Annotated in this window: 21 protein-coding genes and 1 tRNA gene; 12 read left to right on the plus strand and 10 right to left on the minus strand. The window is 63.6% G+C overall.

Going from position 1 to position 19,989, the window contains the following annotated elements:
- Position 1 precedes the first annotated feature (1 nt).
- The gene (locus tag N5A93_RS01810; protein ID WP_268953335.1) at positions 2-655 is read right to left on the minus strand and encodes a DsbA family oxidoreductase; all 654 of its coding nucleotides are present in this window, start codon (positions 653-655) and stop codon (positions 2-4) included.
- The gene (locus N5A93_RS01815) at positions 642-2,168 is read right to left on the minus strand and encodes a class I adenylate-forming enzyme family protein (protein WP_268953336.1); all 1,527 of its coding nucleotides are present in this window, start codon (positions 2,166-2,168) and stop codon (positions 642-644) included. The genes N5A93_RS01810 and N5A93_RS01815 overlap by 14 nt, the downstream gene beginning before the upstream one ends.
- Positions 2,169-2,234: 66 nt before the next feature.
- Between N5A93_RS01815 and N5A93_RS01820 the strand changes: the two genes are divergently transcribed.
- The gene (locus N5A93_RS01820; protein ID WP_268953337.1) at positions 2,235-2,858 is read left to right on the plus strand and encodes a helix-turn-helix domain-containing protein; all 624 of its coding nucleotides are present in this window, start codon (positions 2,235-2,237) and stop codon (positions 2,856-2,858) included.
- A gap of 16 nt (positions 2,859-2,874) precedes the next feature.
- Here N5A93_RS01820 and N5A93_RS01825 read toward each other — a convergent pair whose 3' ends face one another.
- Entirely contained in the window at positions 2,875-2,988 is a 114-nt protein-coding gene (locus N5A93_RS01825) for an entericidin EcnA/B family protein (RefSeq protein ID WP_268953338.1), read from the minus strand.
- Between the two features lie 39 nt (positions 2,989-3,027).
- Positions 3,028-4,854 (minus strand): extracellular solute-binding protein, encoded by a 1,827-nt coding sequence (locus N5A93_RS01830; RefSeq protein ID WP_268953339.1) that lies wholly within the window; start codon positions 4,852-4,854, stop codon positions 3,028-3,030.
- Between the two features lie 322 nt (positions 4,855-5,176).
- Here N5A93_RS01830 and N5A93_RS01835 point away from each other — a divergent pair, with 322 nt between their 5' ends.
- Both N5A93_RS01835 and N5A93_RS01840 read left to right on the plus strand, forming a co-directional pair.
- Positions 5,177-5,950, plus strand: a complete 774-nt coding sequence (locus N5A93_RS01835) for a 3-hydroxybutyrate dehydrogenase (RefSeq protein ID WP_268953340.1) — start codon at positions 5,177-5,179, stop codon at positions 5,948-5,950.
- Entirely contained in the window at positions 5,928-6,995 is a 1,068-nt protein-coding gene (locus tag N5A93_RS01840) for a patatin-like phospholipase family protein (RefSeq protein WP_268953341.1), read from the plus strand. The genes N5A93_RS01835 and N5A93_RS01840 overlap by 23 nt, the downstream gene beginning before the upstream one ends.
- On the opposite strand, the gene N5A93_RS01845 is transcribed toward N5A93_RS01840, so the two are convergent.
- The 3 genes from N5A93_RS01845 to N5A93_RS01855 all read right to left on the minus strand — a co-directional run bounded on the left by N5A93_RS01845 (position 6,992) and on the right by N5A93_RS01855 (position 10,153).
- The gene (locus N5A93_RS01845) at positions 6,992-7,654 is read right to left on the minus strand and encodes a cytochrome b/b6 domain-containing protein (RefSeq protein ID WP_268953342.1); all 663 of its coding nucleotides are present in this window, start codon (positions 7,652-7,654) and stop codon (positions 6,992-6,994) included. The two genes, N5A93_RS01840 and N5A93_RS01845, sit on opposite strands and share 4 nt — an antisense overlap.
- Positions 7,647-9,260: a tetrathionate reductase family octaheme c-type cytochrome gene (locus tag N5A93_RS01850; protein WP_268953343.1), complete on the minus strand. Its 1,614-nt coding sequence runs from the start codon at positions 9,258-9,260 to the stop codon at positions 7,647-7,649. The genes N5A93_RS01845 and N5A93_RS01850 overlap by 8 nt, the downstream gene beginning before the upstream one ends.
- 197 nt (positions 9,261-9,457) lie before the next feature.
- Positions 9,458-10,153, minus strand: a complete 696-nt coding sequence (locus N5A93_RS01855; protein ID WP_268953344.1) for a DUF502 domain-containing protein — start codon at positions 10,151-10,153, stop codon at positions 9,458-9,460.
- A 330-nt stretch (positions 10,154-10,483) separates the two neighbouring features.
- Here N5A93_RS01855 and rpsB point away from each other — a divergent pair, with 330 nt between their 5' ends.
- Both rpsB and tsf read left to right on the plus strand, forming a co-directional pair.
- On the plus strand, positions 10,484-11,317 hold the full coding sequence (gene rpsB, locus N5A93_RS01860) for a 30S ribosomal protein S2 (protein WP_268953345.1): 834 nt from the start codon (positions 10,484-10,486) through the stop codon (positions 11,315-11,317).
- A gap of 77 nt (positions 11,318-11,394) precedes the next feature.
- Positions 11,395-12,270, plus strand: a complete 876-nt coding sequence (gene tsf, locus N5A93_RS01865) for a translation elongation factor Ts (RefSeq protein ID WP_268953346.1) — start codon at positions 11,395-11,397, stop codon at positions 12,268-12,270.
- Positions 12,271-12,596: 326 nt separating this feature from the next.
- On the opposite strand, the gene N5A93_RS01870 is transcribed toward tsf, so the two are convergent.
- The 3 genes from N5A93_RS01870 to N5A93_RS01880 form a co-directional block, all read right to left on the minus strand.
- Positions 12,597-13,352: a LuxR family transcriptional regulator gene (locus N5A93_RS01870; protein WP_268953347.1), complete on the minus strand. Its 756-nt coding sequence runs from the start codon at positions 13,350-13,352 to the stop codon at positions 12,597-12,599.
- A complete protein-coding gene (aroQ, locus tag N5A93_RS01875; RefSeq protein ID WP_268953348.1) occupies positions 13,353-13,790 on the minus strand; it encodes a type II 3-dehydroquinate dehydratase in 438 nt (145 codons plus the stop codon).
- 182 nt (positions 13,791-13,972) lie between these two features.
- Positions 13,973-14,062: transfer RNA gene (locus tag N5A93_RS01880), tRNA-Ser, on the minus strand.
- Positions 14,063-14,181: 119 nt separating this feature from the next.
- Between N5A93_RS01880 and N5A93_RS01885 the strand changes: the two genes are divergently transcribed.
- The 7 genes from N5A93_RS01885 (at position 14,182) to proB (ending at position 19,947) form a co-directional block, all read left to right on the plus strand.
- On the plus strand, positions 14,182-15,045 hold the full coding sequence (locus N5A93_RS01885; RefSeq protein WP_268953349.1) for a DUF2059 domain-containing protein: 864 nt from the start codon (positions 14,182-14,184) through the stop codon (positions 15,043-15,045).
- On the plus strand, positions 15,042-15,887 hold the full coding sequence (locus N5A93_RS01890; protein ID WP_268953350.1) for a DUF2059 domain-containing protein: 846 nt from the start codon (positions 15,042-15,044) through the stop codon (positions 15,885-15,887). Before N5A93_RS01885 ends, N5A93_RS01890 begins: the two co-directional genes overlap by 4 nt.
- Before the next feature lie 201 nt (positions 15,888-16,088).
- Complete coding sequence (locus tag N5A93_RS01895) at positions 16,089-16,796, plus strand: 50S ribosomal protein L21 (RefSeq protein ID WP_268953351.1); 708 nt, start codon at positions 16,089-16,091, stop codon at positions 16,794-16,796.
- A 22-nt stretch (positions 16,797-16,818) separates the two neighbouring features.
- Positions 16,819-17,088 (plus strand): 50S ribosomal protein L27, encoded by a 270-nt coding sequence (gene rpmA, locus N5A93_RS01900; RefSeq protein ID WP_268953352.1) that lies wholly within the window; start codon positions 16,819-16,821, stop codon positions 17,086-17,088.
- Between the two features lie 156 nt (positions 17,089-17,244).
- Positions 17,245-17,784 carry a GNAT family N-acetyltransferase gene (locus N5A93_RS01905; RefSeq protein WP_268953353.1) on the plus strand — a complete coding sequence of 180 codons (540 nt, stop codon included), beginning with the start codon at positions 17,245-17,247 and terminating at the stop codon, positions 17,782-17,784.
- A gap of 31 nt (positions 17,785-17,815) precedes the next feature.
- A complete protein-coding gene (gene obgE / locus N5A93_RS01910; protein WP_268953354.1) occupies positions 17,816-18,853 on the plus strand; it encodes a GTPase ObgE in 1,038 nt (345 codons plus the stop codon).
- Positions 18,841-19,947: a glutamate 5-kinase gene (gene proB / locus N5A93_RS01915; protein WP_268953355.1), complete on the plus strand. Its 1,107-nt coding sequence runs from the start codon at positions 18,841-18,843 to the stop codon at positions 19,945-19,947. The genes obgE and proB overlap by 13 nt, the downstream gene beginning before the upstream one ends.
- The last annotated feature ends 42 nt before the right edge of the window (positions 19,948-19,989 follow it).

The raw sequence follows: 19,989 nt of genomic DNA on the forward strand, positions 1-19,989 counted from the left end.
ATCAGCCCTCGCCGGTTTGGGCGGCGAGTTGCGCGGTGATGTCGTCGATCACCTTCAACCACAGATCGGGCGGCTGTGCGCCGGGCACGGCATGCTGGCCTGCGACGATGAAGGTGGGCACCGAGCTGACGCCCATTTCGCGAAACTGCGCATCGCGGTTGCGGATCGCGTCCTCGTCTGCGTCCGAGGCCAGCAGGCGGCTGACCACGGCGGCGTCCATTTCAAGTTCGTCCGCAAGATCGGCCAGCACCTCGTGATCGCCGATATCGCGGCCCTGTTCGAAATAGGCGCGAAACAGCGCCATCGCCATCGGGGTCTGGCGGTCCTCGATCCCGGCCCAATGGAGCAGGCGGTGCGCATCCAGCGTGTTGGGGGTGCGGGTGATCGCCTCGAAGTCGATATTCAGTCCCGCTTCCGAGGCTTTCTCCATGACCGGCACATAGGCCTTTACCGCGCCCTCCTTGCCGCCGAATTTCTGCTCAAGATAGGCGCGCCGCTCCATGCCCTCGCGCGGCATGTCGGGATTGAGCTGGAACGGGTGCCATTCGATGGTGAAGGGGTGATCGGGGCGTTCCTTGAGCGCGGCATCAAGAAGTGCCTTGCCGATATAGCACCAGGGGCAGATCGGGTCGGAGACGATATCAAGCTTGACCATTGAGGGCCTCGTAGATCGGGCGCAGTTCGCGCCGCAGGAGTTTACCATTGGCACCCGTTGGCAGGGCTTGGACGTGGAAATAGCCGCGCGGTCGCTTGTAGGCGGCAAGATTCTCTTTCACATAGGCGTCGAGCGCGGCTTCGTCCACCGGGGCGGGGCCGCTGTAGAAGGCCATGATCAGGCGGGTATCCTGTTTCACCTCGATATCGGTCACGGCGGATTGGGTGATGCCGGGGAAATGGTTGAGCACGGATTCCACCTCGATCGGCGATACGCGGTAGCCGCCCGCGTTCATCATGTCGTCGGCGCGCCCGAGATAGGTGATCTCGCCGTTTTCATCCATGCAGCCCTGATCGCCAGTGAGGAACCAGCCGTCCTGAAAGCGCGCGGCGGTGTCTTCGGGGGCGTCGAGATAGCCCAGCATCAGCCCCGGATCGCCCGCATGAACCGCGATTGTGCCTTCTTCACCCACGGGGACAGGGCCGGTTGCGCCAAGGATCGCCACGCGCCGGCCGGGCTGCGGGCGCCCCAAAGTGCCGGGGGCGGCGGGGTGATCGGGGCTCGCCGAAATGAAGGTCGAGCATTCGGACATGCCGTAAGCCTCGTGGATGGCGGTGCCGGTCGCCTGTTCCCAGGTAAGGCGGATACTGTCCGAGAGCTTTTCGCCCGCCGCAAGCCCGTGGCGCAGTTTCGGCAGCGAAAGCGGCGTGCCGGGTTGCAGCATCTTGCGATAGACGCCGGGGGCGGCCGCGAAAATGGTCGCGTCGTGCCGCTTGAGCAGAAGCGGCAGTTGCGCGGGTTCGATGCCGGCTTCGGGAATGAGCGCGGTGGCGCCCATGGTCCAGGGGTCCATGAGCCCGGTGCCCAGCGTATAGGTCCAGTTGAAGGCGCCCGCGTGGAGCATCCGGTCCTGCGGGCCGAGCCCGTACCAGCCCTGCATCATCATCTGGCGCGCCCAGATCGCGCGATGCGCATGGCAGACCGCGCGCGCCACGCCCGAGGTGCCCGAGGTGTAGATGATATAGGCCAGCCGGTCGGGGTCGCCCATATCCCACTCGGCGGCGGGCAGGGCGCGCATCGCCTCAAGGGCGGGCTGGTCGATCACCGGCAGGTCCGTTTCGGGGCAGGCGATGCCGGGGCCGCGCAGGATCATGGCGGGGGCGAGCGTGTCGATCATCCTTGCGACTTCGGGGGCGGTCAGCTGCGACGAGGTCGGCACCGGGACCAGCCCCACGGCGATCGCCCCGAGATAGGCGATGGGAAATTCCACCGTATTGCCAAGGCGCATCAGCACCCGGTTGCCGGGCACGAGCCCTGCGCGCAACAGCCCCGTGCCGGTGCCAAGCACCGCCTGCTTGAGGCGCGCATAGCTCCAGCGTTCGGCGCCCGAGAGGCCCAGAACCGCCAGCGCCACCTTGTCGGGCGTGTCGTCGGCATGGGCCAGCACATGCGCGGCCAGATTGAACGGGGCGGCGCAGGGCGGGTGCGCGGCGGTGCGTGTCACAGAAAGCATGTTCACCGATTAGGCCGCGTGTCCCTCAGTTGCAAGTGGCAGGGGCGGGGCTTATAGGATTTCGCTATGAAGCGCACGACGCCAGAGAACCTGATCCGGGTTGCCCGCGAGAACGGCCAGCAGGACAGCGCAGAGCCGCTGAACCTGGGCGAGCGGGTGCGCGAACTGCGCAAGGCGCGTGGCTGGACGCTGGAACAGGCCGCCGGTCAGGCCGGGCTGGCGCGCTCGACCCTGAGCAAGATCGAGAACGGCCAGATGTCGCCCACCTACGAGGCGCTGAAAAAGCTGGCGGTGGGGTTGGAAATCTCGGTGCCACAACTGTTCACGCCGCCCCAGCGCGAAAAGGTCAGTGGCCGCATGGCGGCGACCCGGGCAGGCGAGGGGCAGCATCAGGCGACCACCACCTATGAGCATGAATTGCTGGCCGAGACCCTGACCAAGAAGCGCATGCTGCCTTACCGCGCGCGCATCCGGGCGCGGGATATCGGCGAATTCGATGGATGGGTGCGCCATGACGGCGAGGAATTTCTTTATGTGCTGACCGGGGTGATCCGGCTTTACACGGAATTCTATGAACCGATCGAGATGCGGCGCGGCGACAGCGCCTATTACGACGCCACGATGGGGCATAACGTGATCTCGGTCAGCGACGAGGATGCGACCCTGTTATGGGTCACGTCGCTGACCTGAGCGCGCCTGGCGCGGATCAGAACATGCTGCGCACGCCGCGGGCGGCGTCGGAGATATCGCGGCCCATGCCTTCGACGGTGCCACAGGCGGTGAGCGCTGCGAGAAAGCTGAGAGCGATCAGTTTTTTCATGGTGTCGTCTTTTCGGTTCGTTGCTGCTCGGGTCGGGGTTCAGTCCGGTTCAAACCACCAGACCTCGGGAAGGAAACCGATGCCGTCCCCGTAGATCGGCAGCCTGTCTTCTGGATAGCGCAATTCCTTGAGATGGGCAATCCGGCCCACAGCGTAGTTGTGGATCGGGATGACGTAGCGCCCGGCGGTCAGCACCCGGTCGAGTGCACGGGTGGCGGCGATGAAATCGCTGCGGCTGCGGGCCTTGAGCATGGTGTCGATCATGGCGTCGGCGGCGGGGGATCGCATGCCCATGAGGTTGCGGCTGCCGGGCTGGTCGGCCACGCCCGACCCCCAATAGAAGCGCTGTTCGTTGCCGGGGCTGAGCGAGAGCGAGCGGCGCATGAAGGTCAGATCGAAATCATAAAGCCGTTCGCGCTCACCATATTGCGCCTTGTCGGTGGATTGCACATCAAGCCTGATCCCAAGCCGCTCAAGCGCGTGGGCGTAGATATCCATGATCGCGCTGGCCTGCTGGATCAGCGCGTCCTGCTGCAAGAGAACCGTGAGTTCCAGCGTCTCGCCCGCGTCGTTGCGCAAGCGGCCCTCCTGCACGGTCCAGCCGGCATCCTTCAGAAGCTGCACGGCGCGGCGCAGGTTGGCGCGATTGCGCTTGGAGCCATCGCCCGAAGGCAGGGTGTAGCCTTCGAGCGTGCCGGGAAGCAGCGAGTCCGAAAAGGGCGCCAGCAGCGCGCGCACCGCGTCATCGGCGGGGCCGGGCTGCATGCCCAGTTCGGAATTCGAGAAGTAAGAGGTGATGCGCGGCTGGCGCCCGCCGGTGAGCGTGTCGTTGATATAGTCGAAATTGAACGCCAGGATCAGCGCCTCGCGCACGCGCCAGTCATCGAGCGGCGGGCGTCGGGTGTTCATGACAAAGCCGGTCATCCCCGATGGTTTCTGGTGGGGGATTTCGGATTTGACGATCTCGCCGCTCCGGATGGCGGGGAAATCATACTGGGTTTCCCAGCGCTCGGCGTTGAATTCGCGGATCCACGAGAGGGCCTGGGCCTTGAACGCCTCTTTGAGGACGGCGTTGTCGCCGTAATATTCGATGCGGATCTCTTCGAAATTGTTGGTGCCGCGGCGCAGGGGCAGATCGGCGCCCCAATAATCGGGGTTGCGCCTGAGCAGGACGAAGCGGCCGATCTCGTGATCGGCCACCACATAGGGTGCGGAACCGATGGGGATGTCCTCGCGCCCGGACCCGGCGAAATCGCGCCCGTCCCATTGCGCCTTCTTGAGGATCGGGCGCAGCCCGGCGATGAGCGCCAGTTCACGATCCTCGGTCGAGAAGGTCAGCCGCACCTTGCGCGGGCCGGTCTGTTCGATTCGCGCCACCTGATCCCAGAAGGCGCGGTAGCGCGGATGGCCATCGGTGCCCAGCACCTCGTAGGACCAGATCACGTCCTCGACCGTGACCGGGCTGCCATCGGAGAATCGGGCTTCCTCGCGCAGGGTGAATTCGACCCATTTGCGGTCGGGGCCGGTTTCGACCGATTCGGCCAGAAGGCCGTAAAGGGTGAAGGGTTCATCCCAGGAGCGGCCCATCAGCGACTCATGCGTGAGGTGCTGCAACTGCCAGGGCGGGGTGCCCTTGAGGGTGAAGGGATTGAGCGAATCGTAGTTGCCCACATTGCCGGTCACCACGCGCCCGCCCTTGGGCGCGTCGGGGTTGGCATAGGGCAGCGACACAAAATCCGGTGGCAGCGCGGGGTCGCCATACATAGCTATGCCATGTGTGGGCTGCGAGGCGGCAGGAAGGGCGGCGGCGCAGAGCAAAAGACAGGCCGCCGCGATGCGTCCCCAGGAGAAAAAATCCGGTCTCATTCTGGCAACAATTCCCGATGGCCCATATATGCATGAGCCTGAACCCTAGAGGCGGATTTATGTCTTTTCAAACTTTTAGCTTGGATGATGGCGCCAGATTGCTTATAAAGGGGGCACTGCTCGATAGGTTTCTTGCCTGTATGAAACCTGCCTCAATAACTTAACGCCGGCTTCGCGCCGGCGTTTTTTTTTGGCCATGGCAGGGCCACGCCCGGAGGCAGCGGCGCGCGGCCGGGGGCAAGCGAGAGCCCGTGTTTTCAGGTGGCATTCGCGGTCATGGCGACTATGCTGCACCTGCATAACGTCACAGGAGGGCATTGCCATGAGCGTTGCGGGCAAGACGGCGATCGTCACCGGCTCGAATTCGGGAATCGGTCTGGGAATCGCCGAGGAAATGGCCAGGGCCGGGATCAACGTGATCCTGAATTCATTCACCGATTCGGAGGATGATCACGCGCTGGCCGCGGGGATTGCCGAAAAACACGGCGTCAAAGCACGCTATATCCAGGCGGACATGTCGGACCCGGATGCCTGCCGCGCCCTGATCGAAAGCGCTGGCGCCTGCGATATCCTGGTGAACAATGCCGGAATTCAGCATGTCGCGCCGATCGACCAGTTCCCGGTCGACAAATGGAACGCGATCATCGCCATCAATCTCAGTTCGGCCTTTCACACCACCGCCGCCGCATTGCCGGTGATGCGCAAGGCGGGCTGGGGCCGGGTCATCAACGTGGCCAGCGCCCACGGGCTGACCGCGAGCCCCTTCAAGTCGGCCTATGTCGCCGCCAAGCACGGGGTTGTCGGGCTGACGAAGGTGACGGCGCTGGAAACCGCGCAGGAGCCGATCACCGCCAATGCGATCTGTCCGGGTTACGTGCTGACGCCGCTGGTCGAGGCGCAGATCCCCGATACGATGAAGGAATACGACATGAGCCGAGAGGACGTGATCCGCGATGTCATGTTGCAGCGCCAGCCCTCGAAGGAATTCGCCACGGTGGAACAGCTGGGCGGCACAGCGCTTTATCTGTGTTCGGATGCGGCAGCGCAGGTGACGGGCACAACGATCAGCGTCGATGGCGGCTGGACCGCGCTTTGAGCCTGTCGTGACCCGCAAGAGCAAGACGACTCCCAAGCGCATCAATCTTGCGCTTCAGGGCGGGGGCGCGCATGGCGCCTTTACCTGGGGCGTGCTGGTGCGCCTGCTTGAGGATGAGGATATCGAGATCGCGGCGATCTCGGGCACGTCGGCGGGGGCGCTCAATGGCGCGGCGCTGAAATCGGGCTTGCTCGAGAACGGGCGCGAAGGGGCGGTGGCCAATCTCAACTGGCTCTGGGAGCAGATGGGCGCGGTGCAGGACATGCGGATGCCCGCCTGGATGATCGGAACAATGCCCGCGCCGGGGGTGATGAACGCCACGTTCGGCGCGTCGATGCCTTTTGCGGCGGTGGAATCGCTGACGCGGATGGTGTCGCCCTATGCCTATGGGCCGTTCTATCGCAACCCGCTGGAGCGGATCGCGCGTCAGTTCCACTATGATGCGGTCTGCGCCGCCGACGGGCCGCAGCTTTTCGTGGGCGCGACCAATGTGCACAGCGGCAAGATCCGGGTGTTCACGGGCGACGAGATTTCAACTGAAAGCCTGCTGGCCTCGGCCTGCCTGCCGACCCTGTTCAAGGCGGTCGAGATAGACGGCGCGCATTACTGGGATGGCGGTTACACAGGCAACCCGGCGCTGTTCCCGCTTTATGCGCAGGATTTGCCGCAGGATGTGCTGATCGTGCATATCAACCCGCTGGAACGTGCCGAGGTGCCACGCAACCCCGAGGAAATCCAGAACCGGATCAACGAGATCAGTTTCAATTCGTCATTGCTGCGCGAGATGCGCGCGATCCGCTTCGTGCAGCGCCTGCTGGACGGCGGCGCGCGGCGCGAGGGGACGATGAAGCGGGTGCATGTCCACATGATCGCCGATGACACCCTGATGCAGGAGCTGTCGCTGGCCAGCAAGATGGTCGCGTCGCCCTATCTGCTGCACCATCTGCACGATGCTGGTTACGCGGCCGCCGGGACGTTCCTGGCCACGCATCGCAACGATATCAATGCGCGCGGCACGGTCGATCTGGAAGCGATGTTCAGCTAGGCGCGGGGCCGGATGCGTTCGGGTTCGTCGCTTTCGAGATAGGCTTCTTCCTCGGGGGTCAGGGTGACCTTCTCAAAGCCGGTGATCATCGGCTTCACATGCGCGCGGAAGGAATGGCCGACCGTCAGAAGATAGACGTGGGCGACGATGAAGGCGGCGATGGCATAGGCCGCGAGCAGGTGGATATCCGTCACCCAGCCCGCCAGCGCCAGGGCGTTCGGCGCGTCCTCCCAGAGGTTCCAGCCCAGCGCCAGAAGGCCGGTGATCCAGATCGCGGGAAACAGGACGATCTTGAGCGCGAGATAGGTGATCGCCTGAAGCGGGTTATGCTTGCGCCAATAGGCCCTGCGATAGGGGTGCGGGCCGCCCTTGAAGATGTCCCACACATAAAAGCGCGCCACTTTCAGCAGCCCGTCGCGGGTGGGCACGTAATGTTTCCAGGTGCCGGTTGTCAGGTGCCAGAAGATCGCGAAGACCCAGAGCACGATCAGCGCCAGCGCGGCGATGGTATGGATCATCACAGCCGGACCGAAGGGGATCGCCCCATGTAGCCCGTTGAGCCCCAGGCCGGTGAACAGCAGGACCAGGATCAGCACCATCTGCGACCAATGCCAGAAGCGTTCGAAGCGCGGATAGACCTTGACATAGCGCTCAGTCACGGGAGCCTCCGTTTCTCGAGGGGCGCAGGATGCGGATGGCGGCATGGACCAGCACCCCGCCCAGCGTCGACAAGAACAGCGCAAGGCCAAGGATGCCCGCCGCGTTGAAGGGTGTCGTGCCGGGCATGTTGATCCCGCTGAGGCCCGCCATGCGGCCATCCCGGGCGTGGCAGCTTTCGCAATCCACCGCGTCTTCGGCCGGGGCGACCATATGGGTGATCGGCCAATACATGTGGGTATCTATGAAACCGAATTCGCCCGAATAGTCCTCGCCCGCCGCTTTCATGCCGGCGTCGATGGCCTTGGCCCAGTCGAAATTGGACCAGAGCGCGGTATCGGTATCGGGCCCCCAGACATGGGTGTAGACCAGTTCGTTGAGCTGGCTGTCATAGGCCTGACGGCCTTCCATGCGCTTGAAAGGCCAGATCCGGTTGCCCGGTGCGCCGGGCGTGCCTTGGATCGGGTTGAGCTCGACGGTTTTGGTCGGGTCGATCTTGTGATCGCCGGTGGTGTACTCGACGACGCCGTTGAACCAGGCGTAATGCGGGGTGACGTTCTCGCCCCATTCGAAATCGCCCTTGGTCGACAGATAGGTGTGGCGGTGGTCGCCATCGGATTCGAGATAATCCGGAATGGCGATGGCGCGGCCCTCTTCATCAAGCCTGCCTGCGGTGGACCAGTCCCAGACCGTCTTGGTGGCGACGCCGCCGCGGGCGAATTCGGGGATATGGCAGGACTGGCAGGCCAGCGTATCGGTATGGTCGTTGAGCTTCAGCCCCTTGATATCCGCGGAGTGGGGCGCATCCCCGTGGCAGCTTTCGCAAGTGGCGGCGACACGGGCCTCGCCGGGTTTGCCGGTGCCATGCGGATCGGTGGCCTGCATCATGTAGCGCGACCCGGCCCAGTCGTGCTTGTCACTGACATGACAGGTGGAGCAGGTGAAATCGCCGCCCTCGGGGGACATGTGAACATCGGTCGAGAGCGCCGGTTCAAAGAGCGCCGACGAGAGATCGCCGTGTTTCACGTTGTCGCCGCCGCCACCGTAGAAATGGCAGCTGCCGCAATTGTCGCGGGTCGGCGGGCCGACACTGCGCGCGGCCTTGCCCAGATCAACGGCCCATGCCGACGCGCCGGTGATGGTCTTGGCTTTCGCCGGGACCGGATCGAGCGGGGGGTGGCCCGAGAGGTTGTCGGCCTTGGTGTATTGTCCCGAGCGGTCATGACAGACCAGGCAGTCGGGCGTGGCCTGTGCCTCGGCCGGGCTTTGGCGCATGTCGTCCCAGCCATAGCCCGCGTGACAGGAGGTGCAGCGCGGCTCGTTTCCAGGAACCGCGCCGCAGAACGCGTTGATGACATTGCGCTTGCCCAGCATCTGGCCGGTTTCGGGATGTTCGAATTCCCATTTGAAATGGATCGAATGCATCACCTGTTCGTCGGCGTTGTTGTGACAGCTGAGGCAGGCTTCGGTGACTTCGGGGCCGGATTTGAAATCCTTCTTGAGAATTTCGAATTGCGCGTGATCCGCCGTGCTGCCATCGCCCGGAAGAGCGGGCGCGCCGCCATCCTGCGCGGCGAGCGGAGCTGCGGCGGCCAGAGTGGTCAGCAATATAGAAAAGAGAAGGCGAATCATAGGCGCGGCTCGATCTCTGAACAAATCTACATTCCCGATCTGGAATGTATTTACCGCTCACGCATTGATCCAGCGCAAGGCGGGGCCGTGCTTGTGTCGCTATCGCGCGCGCGGTGTGCGCGGGCGCGGCGTGCGGAAATGATCGTCCAAGGAATGATGTGGCGCGCGCGCGTTCAGGACTTCCGCTTGAGCCTGGGGTCGTCGGGTTTGACTTCGCCCGGATAGACGAGCCCCGCCGAGATCACCAGCTTGGCGGCGTCCTCGACGCTCATGTCGAGTTCGATCACGTCCTCGCGTGGGAAGAACAACAGGAATCCGCTGGTCGGGTTCGGGGTGGTTGGCACGAAGACACTGAGCAGGTCCGAGCCGGTCTGAGCCTTGGCGTTGACCTCGCCTTTGGCGGCGGTCGAGATGAAGCCGACGGCCCAGATGTCCTTGCGTGGATACTGCACGAGGCAGGCTTTCTCGAAGCTGCGTTCGGATTGTGCAAAGACGGTTTCGGCGATCTGCTTCACGCCCGAATAGATTGAGCGCACCACCGGCATCCGGTTGACCAGCGATTCAGCGAAGCGGATCAGGGATTTGCCGATCAGCCCCTTGGCGATCCAGCCGACGAGGATGGTGAAGATCAGGAAGATGATCACACCGACGCCGCGCAGGTTGATGCCGATATAACGCTCGGGACGAAGGTTTGAGGGGATCAGCGGCAGCACGAAGCTGTCGACCCAGCCCATCAGCGTCCACAGAAGCCAGATGGTCAGCGCGACCGGCGCGATCACCACGAGACCGGTCAGGAAGCTGGCACGCAGCCCCGAGAACATGCCCGGTTTGCGCAGTGGTGGCGGTTCTTCGTCGAATGGGGTTGTCATCTGGGTTGATCTGTCTTCCGTTCACGACATGACGCTATCTAAGCGCTTTGCGGGAGCGTCACAATGGAATTTGAGCGAGATTGCAGCGCGCGATCTGCTGATTCTAGCGCCTGTGCCGGCAATTGAGGCAACTGCCGGGAGGCGCGAGGGTGCCGTTGGCCGCGCAAAACGCGGGCAGGGGGGTTGCGCCCTGTCAAGGGCGGTAGTATACGCGCGCTACTCAAAACCGCAGGCATGGGCGGGCCGATGGGGGAGACATCCCCATCCGTCCACCGGTTGAAGCGACGCTTCTCATCCCATGCCGAGGCTAAAACCGGAAAGGAAACGGACATGGCTCTTCCCGAGTTCTCCATGCGTCAGCTGCTTGAAGCCGGCGTTCACTTTGGTCACCAGACGCAGCGTTGGAACCCCCGCATGGGCGAGTTCATCTATGGCGCGCGCAATGGCATCCACATTCTCGACCTGACACAGACCGTGCCTCTGCTCGATTCGGCGCTGAACGCGGTCCGCGAGACCGTCGCCAAGGGCGGCCGCCTGCTGTTTGTGGGCACCAAGCGCCAGGCCGCGCAGCCGGTGGCTGATGCCGCCGATCGCTGTGCGCAATATTACATGAATCACCGCTGGCTGGGCGGCACGCTGACCAACTGGCAGACCGTGTCGAAGTCGATCAAGCGCCTGCAGGAGATCGACGAGATCCTTGCCGGTGGCGCCGAGGGCCTGACCAAGAAAGAACGTCTTGGCCTGGAACGCGACCAGTACAAGCTTGACGCCAGCCTGGGCGGGATCCGCGAAATGGGCGGTCTGCCGGACATGCTGTTCGTCATCGACGTGAAAAAGGAAGCGCTGGCCGTGGCGGAAGCCAACAAGCTGGGCATCCCGGTCGTGGCCGTGGTCGACACCAACTGCTCGCCCGATGGTGTGGATTACATCATCCCCGGCAATGACGACGCCGCCCGCGCGATCTCGCTTTACTGCGATCTCGTGAGCCGCGCGGCGCTGGACGGGACCGCCGTACAGCTTGACGCCGCCGGCGTCGATGTGGGCGCGCTGACCGAAGCGCCGGTCGAAGAGGCCGCGGCGGAAGAACCCGCCGCAGAAGCCCAGGCAGAGCCCAAGGCGGAAGCGCCCGCGGACGCCCCGGCAGATCAGCCCGCCGAAAGCTGAGCGGCTTTCACGAAAACGACACGGGGGCAGGGGTATCCCGCCCCCGGCATATTCCGAAGTTCCGAAGGAGAGCCAAGATGGCGATCACTGCTGCACAGGTGAAAGAGCTGCGCGACAAGACCGGCGCAGGCATGATGGACGCAAAGAAGGCGCTGAGCGAGAACGATGGCGACATGGACGCCGCCGTGGACTGGCTGCGCACCAAGGGTCTGGCGAAAGCCGCCAAGAAATCGGGCCGCACCGCCGCCGAGGGCCTGGTGGCCGTCAAGGTGGAATCGGGCAAGGGCGTCGCCGTCGAGGTGAATGCCGAGACCGATTTCGTCGCCAAGAACGCCGATTTCCAGGACATGGTCGGCAAGATCGCCGAGGCCGCGCTTGGTGCCGGTGATATCGAGGCGCTGAAGTCCGCCGACCTGGACGGCAAGAGCGTTGAGGACACGATCACCGACAAGATCGCCACGATCGGCGAGAACATGTCGCTGCGCCGCATGGCCATGATCGAGGGCGACAGCGTTGTGTCCTACGTTCACAACGCGATGACCGACGGCATGGGCAAGATCGGCGTGCTGGTCGCGATGAAGGGCGGCGACGAGGCCTTCGGGCGTCAGGTCGCGATGCATATCGCCGCTACAAACCCCGCCGCGCTCAACGAGGCCGAGCTCGATTCCTCGGTGGTCGACAAGGAACGCCAGGTCCAGATCGACATCGCACGCGAGTCGGGCAAGCCCGAAGCGGTCATCGAGAAGATGATCGAAGGCCGGATGAAGAAATACATGTCCGAAGTGACCCTGCTGGGTCAGTCCTTTGTCATCAATCCCGACCTGACGGTGGAAGCGGCCGCAAAGGAAGCGGGCGCCGAGATTCTGGGCTATGTCCGTCTGGAAGTGGGCGAAGGCATCGAGAAGAAGGAAGAGGATTTCGCAGCCGAAGTGGCCAAGGCCGTTCAGGGCTGATACGGACCTGCCATTCTTCAGCATCGCAAAAAACCACTGGTGCCGCCCTTTTCGGGGCGGCACCAGTTTTTTTCACGAACCATCGATTGGGGATCGGATAGCGCGCGGTAAGATCCGACCGCCGACCCGATGAATAAGATCGACGGCCGGGGTCCGGTCAGAAACCGGCAGGCCGGAGAGCCTTGGAATTACAAGGAGTCCCGAGCCCACGTTCCCAGGCTAAAATGCCACCACTCACGGAACATAACAATTGTGCGCCTGAATGGAGCAGAACGGAAGTATGTTATTCCTTACCTGACGTCAGGCTGTTGAAATCAGACGATAAGTCACAGATCCAGCACGAACATCTGGTTCTGGAATGACGCTTTGAGCACCGCCTGGGCCGTGGTTTCGACCCCAAGCGCCTCGCGCGCAAGGCGAAGGTGCTTTTCGACAGTGGCGGGATTGAGCGATAAAAGGAGGGCGATATCCTGAATCGTCTTGCCGTCTCCGACCCAACCCAGAACCTCGCGCTGGCGCCGGGTGAGGGAACGTTTCTCGGTTTTGTAAGGCAGGGTCTGGATTCGCAGATGCGCAATATTGTTGAGCGCCAGAATCTCCTCCCCGTGTTCGCTCCAGATCGCGTCCACAGCCGCCTGATCGAGCCCGTGCCGCCCGGTCAGCGCGATCGCCCCCTTGCTGCGTTTCGAGATGCTTTTGAAGCTGATCGAGTAACCTGCCGTCACGCCCTGGCAGCGATTGAACTCTAACACTCGGCGCTCACCTTCGCTGAGCGCCCCCGTGTCGAGCATCCGTCGCAGCACCGACCAGGAACAGGCGCCTTCATGTTCCAGCGCCCAGCGTACCATCGGCGCATGGGCATAAAGGCCCTCGCCGATATAGAGGTCGGTATATTCGCGGTCGTGATTGGTCAGCACGATGAAATCGTCCGGATCCCCGAGCGACGTCGATGTGCGATAATGGGTGACTCCATAGAGAATGCGGTCGAACCCGTAGCGGGCCATTTGCTGCGTGTGCAGATCCCATAGCTCTTCTATGCTTGAAACATTGATGAGCGCGTTGATCTGGTCGCAAGAGACCATTCAGTTCTCCAGATGTGATGTCATCGCGTCGAGGGCCAGTTCATAGCCCTTGGCGCCGAAGCCGCAGATCACCCCGATGGCGGCCCGAGCGATATAGGATTCATGGCGAAAGGATTCACGCGCATGGATGTTGGACAGATGCAGCTCGATGGCGGGCAATTCGACTGAAAACAACGCATCCATCAGCGCGATCGAGGTATGGGTATAGGCCCCGGCGTTGAGGATGATCCCCGCGTGGGCGCCGCGCGCGGCGTGGATCGCATCGATGAGGGCGCCTTCGCTGTTGTCCTGGCGAAAATCCATCGCGACGCCAAGATCCCTCGCCTTGTCGCGGCACAGCTTCTCGATATCGGCGAGGGTCGTGGTGCCATAGACATCGGGCTGGCGCTGACCCAGCAGGTTGAGGTTCGGCCCGTTGAGGATCAGGATCGAAGTCATGCGATGAACTCCCTTGTTCCCATGGGTTGTAGACCGCCATGCAAGCTCATGTCGAGGGGCGAGGACGTGCACACCCTTGCTAAGTACGCGGGACTGACCGCACGCGCCATGGTACATGAGAGCCGCATATAGTATTCGGGATTTGCCATATTGCCGGATTTCCGAACGAAATCAAGAGCAAATGGCGGAGAGACAGGGATTCGAACCCTGGGATCCCGTGAAGGATCAACGGTTTTCGAGACCGCCCCGTTCGACCACTCCGGCACCTCTCCGCGGGGTCTGGAGGGTGCGTTTAATTCGCTTTCGCGGGCATGACAAGGGGGTTTTGACGTTGTTTGATCATTGTTTTTGCCTAGCTTAGACTCGAAGGCTCATGAAGAAAGGACATGCCATGATCGCCGCGCGCCCCGATGCCCTTGTCCGGCAGGCTGCTTCACCGGTTCTGATGCTGGCCCTTGCGCTTGTCCTTGCGCTGGCTGCAGGCGGGGCGCGGGCTGCAGAGCGCGACCGGCTGGTGGCCTTTCTGGATGTGACCGGGTTTGACGTGGCGCTGGACAGCATCGCGCTGTCGGCGGAACAGGCGCCCGAAATGCTGGGCCTGTCGGCCAGCGATTTCGGCGATCAGTGGAGCCGGATGGCCGAGGATGTCTTTGATACCGGCGAGATGCGGCAAATGGCGCTGGATATTCTGGAAGAGACACTTTCGGATGAGGACCTGGCCCATGCGGCGGGGTTCTATGCCTCGCCGCTCGGGCAGCGGCTGGTCGAGGTCGAGAACGCCTCTCATATGGCCGGGGAGGATGTTGACAAGAACGCCATCGGCGAGGAACTGATCGCGCGGATGGTGGAGCGTGGTTCGGAGCGCGCCGGCCTCCTGAGCGATCTCAACGCCGCCGTGGATAGCGGTGACGTGGCGGTGCGCGCGGTGCAGGAGCTTCAGGTGCGCTTCATGATGGCGGCGTCCAATGCCGGGGTCATGGAGCGGCGGATCGACGAAGAGCGGCTGCGCGCCCTGATGCGCGAGAACAGGGATTCGCTGCGGCTGGATTTGAAACGTTCGGGGCTTGCGGCGGCGGCCTATACCTATCGCGACATATCGGACGAGGATCTGCGCGACTATCTGGACGCGCTGCGCGATCCGCGGATGCAGCGGGTCTATGAACTGATGAATGCCGTGCAATGGGAGATCACCGCCGACCGTTACGAGGCTCTGGCCAAGCGTATGGCCGAAGTCGGCACGGGGCAGGAGCTGTGAGCGGCACTGTCATAAGGGGGGCGCTGGCGGGCCTGGTGCTGGCGATTGGCGCGATGTGCCAGGCTGTCGCGCAGCAGGGCGCGGAGCGGAGCGCGCAGATCGACGCCCTGATCGCGGCGCTCAGGATCGCGGATACGGTTGCGGTCATGCGCGAAGAAGGGCTGGTCTTCGGGCGCGAGGTCGGAAGCGATATGTTGGCGGACGGCGAATCCGATGGCTGGCCCGCCGTCGTGTCGCGGATTTACGACGCCGAGAAGATGCGCGCGCTGGTGACGCAAGGCATTGGCGAGGCGCTTGGCGGGGCCGATCCCGAGCCGATGATCGCGTTCTTCGCCTCGCCGCGCGGGCAGGAGATCGTCGCGCTGGAGCTGGCGGCGCGACGGGCGTTTTTGGACCCGGTGGTCGAGGAAAGCGCGCGTGAGCGGCTTGAAACGCGGCGCGACGCGAATGACCCGCTGCTGGACCATGTGGACCGCCTGATCGAGGATAGCGACCTGATCGAGCGCAATGTGAGCGGCGCGCTCAATGCGAATCTCATGTTCTATAACGGGCTGGTGGATGGCGGTGCGCTGGAGATGTCGCAGGATGACATCCTGGCCGATGTCTGGAGCCAGGAGGACGAGGTGCGCGAGGATGCGCGCGACTGGCTGCAATCCTTCCTCGTAATGGCCTATGATCCGCTGTCCGAGACCGATCTCGAGGCCTATGCCGCCTTTTATCGCAGCCCCGATGGGCAGGCGCTCAATCGTGCGACCTTCACGGCCTTCGACCGCATGTATGAAGAGATTTCCTACCTGCTGGGGCGTGCCGTGGCGCAGCGCATGCAAAGTGAACGGCTTTGAGGCCAAAAACCCCCGCCGCCCCCTTGACTTTGCAGCCCAGTTTTTGAATAAGCGCGCATCCCGGCGGGTCATTCCCGTGCGGGTCATGTAATGATCGCCCATCAAGGGTGCGCTGTTCGAGGTGGTCTTGGCCAAGGGGGCCGGACCGGGAACACCGGGAAACCGGGACCGAAGAACGCGGCAAGCGAAAAGGAAAAGCAGATGTTTGCGGTTATGAAAACCGGTGGCAAGCAGTACAAGGTGCAGTCCGGCGACGTGCTGCGCGTTGAAAAGCTGGCAGCCGATGCCGGTGAGAAAGTTCAATTCAACGAGATCCTGATGCTGGGCGGCGACAAGCCGGTGATCGGCACGCCTTTCGTCGATGGCGCGGCCGTGCAGGCCGAGGTGGTCGATCAGGTCAAGGGCGACAAGGTCATCAACTTCGTCAAGCGCCGCCGTAAGCACGGCTCCAAGCGCACGGTCGGGCATCGTCAGAAGCTCACCCTGCTGCGGGTGACCGAGATCCTCGAGAAGGGCGCCGACAAGTCGGGCGTCAAGGCCGCACTGGGCGCGGGGTCGATCGCGGCCGTCGCCGCAGGTGCCGCCGAAGCCAAGGCACCCGCCAAGAAGGCTGCGCCGAAAAAGGACGCGCCCAAGACGGCCGAGGCCGGAGCCAAGGCCGCCCCGGCCAAGAAAGCCGCCCCCAAGGCGGCGGCGAAGGCTGACACGGGCGGCGACGATCTCAAGGAGCTGTCGGGCGTTGGCCCTGCGCTTGAGAAGAAACTGCATGAAGCCGGCGTCACCACCTTCGCGCAGATCGCGGCGTGGACCGAGGCCGATATTGCTGATATGGATGAAAAGCTGTCCTTCAAGGGCCGGATCGAGCGTGAGGGCTGGGTCGACCAGGCCAAAGAGCTGGCCAAGGGCTGAAGGGCGAAAGGAGTAACACGATATGGCACACAAGAAAGCAGGCGGTTCCTCCCGTAACGGTCGCGACTCAGCGGGTCGCCGTCTTGGCGTGAAGAAATATGGCGGTCAGGCCGTCATTCCGGGCAACATCATCGTGCGTCAGCGCGGCAACAAGTTCTGGCCGGGCGAAGGCGTCGGCCAGGGCAAGGATCACACGATCTTTGCCGTCGCCGAAGGCGCCGTGAAGTTCCACAAGGGCCTCAAGGGCCGCACTTTCATTTCGGTAGCTCCAGTCGCGGAGGCTGCCGAGTAAGCCGATCTGAGAGAGTTCAGAAAATTTGGGGATCGGCGCCAGCGCCGGTCCCCTTTTCATTTCGGGTCATTCCGTCGGGATGCGAAGGGACGAGGGCACCATGCCCGAGGCGAGAGGCGCATCCCCCCGAAAGCGCAATCCGAGGAGAGAACGCGCATGTTGCACGACCTGATTGTCAATCAGCCGGTGATCGAGACCGAACGTTTCGATCTGCGCCCGCTGCGCCCGTCGGATGCCGGGCTGATCGAATTCTACACCGCCGATCAGCGGGTGGCCTCAGCCACCACGTCGATCCCCCATCCGCTGCCGCCGGGCACGACCGAAGCCTTCATCGCACGCGCGCAATCAAAAGAGCGCATCGAGGATGTCTGGGCGATGGACGGTACGCGCAGCGACGGCCCCGAGGTCATGGGCCTGATCGGTCTTGAACGGGTCGATCAGGGACAGGCCGAGATCGGCTATTGGGTCGCGCCGGCCTATTGGAACACCGGGGTCGCCTCGGCGGCGGTGGCGGCGTTGATCGCGGCAAATCCGCTGGATTGCCGGACGATCTTTGCCACGGTCTTTCAGGATAACCCGGTCTCGGCGCGGGTGCTGACCAAATGCGGTTTCGCCTATCTGGGGGATGCCGAAAGCTTCTCGGTTGCACGTGGCGCCAAGGTGCCCACATGGACTTACAGCCTCAAAATGGATTGAGCCCGGAGCGGCCTTTGCATAAGGAAACGACATGAAATTTCTCGATCTTGCAAAGGTTCACATTCGCTCGGGCGCGGGCGGGGGCGGCTGCATCAGCTTCCGCCGCGAGAAATACATCGAATATGGCGGTCCCGATGGCGGCGATGGCGGCACTGGCGGTTCGGTCTGGGTCGAGGCGGTCGAGGGGCTGAACACGCTGATCGATTTTCGCTATCAGCAGCATTTTTTCGCCAGGAACGGCCAGCCCGGCATGGGCAAGCAGCGCACCGGCAAGGATGGCGACGACATCGTGCTGCGCGTGCCGGTGGGCACCGAGATTCTGGACGAGGATCAGGAGACGGTGATTGCCGATCTGACACAGGTCGGCGAGCGCGTGTTGCTGGCCAAGGGCGGCAATGGCGGCTGGGGCAACCTGCATTTCAAGAGCTCGACGAACCAGGCGCCCCGGCGCGCCAATCCCGGCCAGCCGGGGGTCGAGCGCACGCTGTGGCTGCGCCTCAAGCTTATTGCCGATGTGGGGCTGTTGGGGCTGCCCAATGCGGGCAAGTCCACCTTCCTTGCCGCCACGTCGAACGCGCGCCCGAAGATCGCGGATTACCCATTCACGACGCTGCATCCCAACCTTGGTGTCGTGGGTGTGGATGATGTGGAATTCGTCGTGGCCGACATCCCCGGCCTGATCGGCGGCGCGCATGAGGGGCGCGGATTGGGCGATCTGTTCCTTGGGCATGTGGAGCGTTGCGCGGTGCTGTTGCATCTGGTCGATGGCACATCGGACAGCATCGCCGAGGATTACCGCACGATCATCCACGAACTCGAGGCCTATGGCGGCCATCTGGCCGACAAGCCCCGGATCACGGCGCTCAACAAGATCGACGCGCTGGACGAGGAGGAGCGCGCGGCGGCGCGCAGCGAACTGGAAACCGCTTGCGGGGGGCGCGTGCTGGAGATGTCGGGCGTGGCGCGCGAGGGCGTGACGGAGGTGTTGCGCGCACTGCGTGCCGAGATCGACGACGACCGCCTGCGCCAGCGCATAGCAGAGGACGAACCCGAACAGTGGCAGCCGTAAAAGACGCCAGGCGCCTTGTCGTGAAGATCGGCTCGGCGCTGCTTGTGGATCGCAAGACCGGCAAGCTGCGCGCGGATTGGCTGCGTGCTCTGGCCGAGGACGTGGCGCGCCTGCGGGCGCGCGGAACGGACGTGATTCTTGTCTCGTCGGGGTCGATCGCACTTGGCCGCGCGGGGCTTGGCCTGCCCGCGAGCGAGTTGACCCTTGAGCAGAGCCAGGCCGCGGCGGCGGTGGGGCAGATCGAACTGGCGCGCGCCTATGCCGAGGCGCTGGCGGCGCATGGGCTGCGCGCGGCGCAGGTTCTGGTCACGCTGGAGGACAGCGCAGACCGGCGGCGTTACCTGAATTCACGCGCTACGCTTGAACAGCTTCTGACGCTTGGCGCGGTGCCGATCGTCAACGAGAACGACACCGTCGCCACCGATGAAATCCGCTATGGCGACAATGACCGCATGGCCGCCCAAGTGGCGGTGACGGCGGGGGCGGATCAGTTGATCCTCTTGTCGGATGTTGACGGGTTCTACTCCGCCAATCCCGCGCAGGACCCGAACGCACGGCGCTTCGAGGTGATCGAGGCGGTCACCCCGGAAATCGAGGCGATGGCGGGCGATGCGGGCTCGGGCCTGAGCAAGGGCGGCATGAAGACCAAGCTGATGGCGGCCAAGACGGCCATCGCGGCGGGGTGCGACATGGCGATCACCGAAGGCTCGGTGCTGCATCCGATCCTGGCGTTGGAAAACGGCGCGGCTGCCACCTGGTTCCGGGCGCAGGGCGATCCCCAGCAAAAGCGCAAGGCCTGGATCGCGGCGATGAAGCCGCGTGGCCGGGTGGTGGTCGACCAGGGCGCCGCCGGGGCGCTGGCGCGCGGCAGCAGTCTGCTGGCCGCCGGGGTGCTGCGCGTTGAGGGCACCTTCGCGCGCGGCGACCCGCTGGAGATCGCCGATGAGGCGGGGCATGTGATGGGGCAAGGGCTGACCCGTTATGATGCGGGTGATGCCGGGAAAATTTGCGGGCTTCGCTCGGATCGGATTGAGGCCGTGTTGGGTTATCCGGGACGCGGGCCATTGATCCATCGCGACGATATGGCCTTCTGAGGCGGTGCGATGCTAAGGTCCGCCCAAGGAATTCAGGGAAGT

Source organism: Roseovarius salincola (assembly GCF_026891095.1).
Classification (GTDB): Bacteria; Pseudomonadota; Alphaproteobacteria; order Rhodobacterales; family Rhodobacteraceae; genus Roseovarius; species Roseovarius salincola.

Excerpts from the sequence above, each read along its gene's own strand:
- N5A93_RS01810 (WP_268953335.1), bottom strand. The coding sequence starts at position 655 with ATGGTCAAGCTTGATATCGTCTCCGACCCGATCTGCCCCTGGTGCTAT.
- N5A93_RS01815 (WP_268953336.1), bottom strand. The coding sequence starts at position 2,168 with ATGCTTTCTGTGACACGCACCGCCGCGCACCCGCCCTGCGCCGCCCCG.
- N5A93_RS01820 (WP_268953337.1), top strand. The coding sequence starts at position 2,235 with ATGAAGCGCACGACGCCAGAGAACCTGATCCGGGTTGCCCGCGAGAAC.
- N5A93_RS01825 (WP_268953338.1), bottom strand. The coding sequence starts at position 2,988 with ATGAAAAAACTGATCGCTCTCAGCTTTCTCGCAGCGCTCACCGCCTGT.
- N5A93_RS01830 (WP_268953339.1), bottom strand. The coding sequence starts at position 4,854 with ATGAGACCGGATTTTTTCTCCTGGGGACGCATCGCGGCGGCCTGTCTT.
- N5A93_RS01835 (WP_268953340.1), top strand. The coding sequence starts at position 5,177 with ATGAGCGTTGCGGGCAAGACGGCGATCGTCACCGGCTCGAATTCGGGA.
- N5A93_RS01840 (WP_268953341.1), top strand. The coding sequence starts at position 5,928 with ATGGCGGCTGGACCGCGCTTTGAGCCTGTCGTGACCCGCAAGAGCAAG.
- N5A93_RS01855 (WP_268953344.1), bottom strand. The coding sequence starts at position 10,153 with ATGACAACCCCATTCGACGAAGAACCGCCACCACTGCGCAAACCGGGC.
- rpsB (WP_268953345.1), top strand. The coding sequence starts at position 10,484 with ATGGCTCTTCCCGAGTTCTCCATGCGTCAGCTGCTTGAAGCCGGCGTT.
- tsf (WP_268953346.1), top strand. The coding sequence starts at position 11,395 with ATGGCGATCACTGCTGCACAGGTGAAAGAGCTGCGCGACAAGACCGGC.
- N5A93_RS01870 (WP_268953347.1), bottom strand. The coding sequence starts at position 13,352 with ATGGTCTCTTGCGACCAGATCAACGCGCTCATCAATGTTTCAAGCATA.
- aroQ (WP_268953348.1), bottom strand. The coding sequence starts at position 13,790 with ATGACTTCGATCCTGATCCTCAACGGGCCGAACCTCAACCTGCTGGGT.
- N5A93_RS01885 (WP_268953349.1), top strand. The coding sequence starts at position 14,182 with ATGATCGCCGCGCGCCCCGATGCCCTTGTCCGGCAGGCTGCTTCACCG.
- N5A93_RS01895 (WP_268953351.1), top strand. The coding sequence starts at position 16,089 with ATGTTTGCGGTTATGAAAACCGGTGGCAAGCAGTACAAGGTGCAGTCC.
- rpmA (WP_268953352.1), top strand. The coding sequence starts at position 16,819 with ATGGCACACAAGAAAGCAGGCGGTTCCTCCCGTAACGGTCGCGACTCA.
- N5A93_RS01905 (WP_268953353.1), top strand. The coding sequence starts at position 17,245 with ATGTTGCACGACCTGATTGTCAATCAGCCGGTGATCGAGACCGAACGT.
- obgE (WP_268953354.1), top strand. The coding sequence starts at position 17,816 with ATGAAATTTCTCGATCTTGCAAAGGTTCACATTCGCTCGGGCGCGGGC.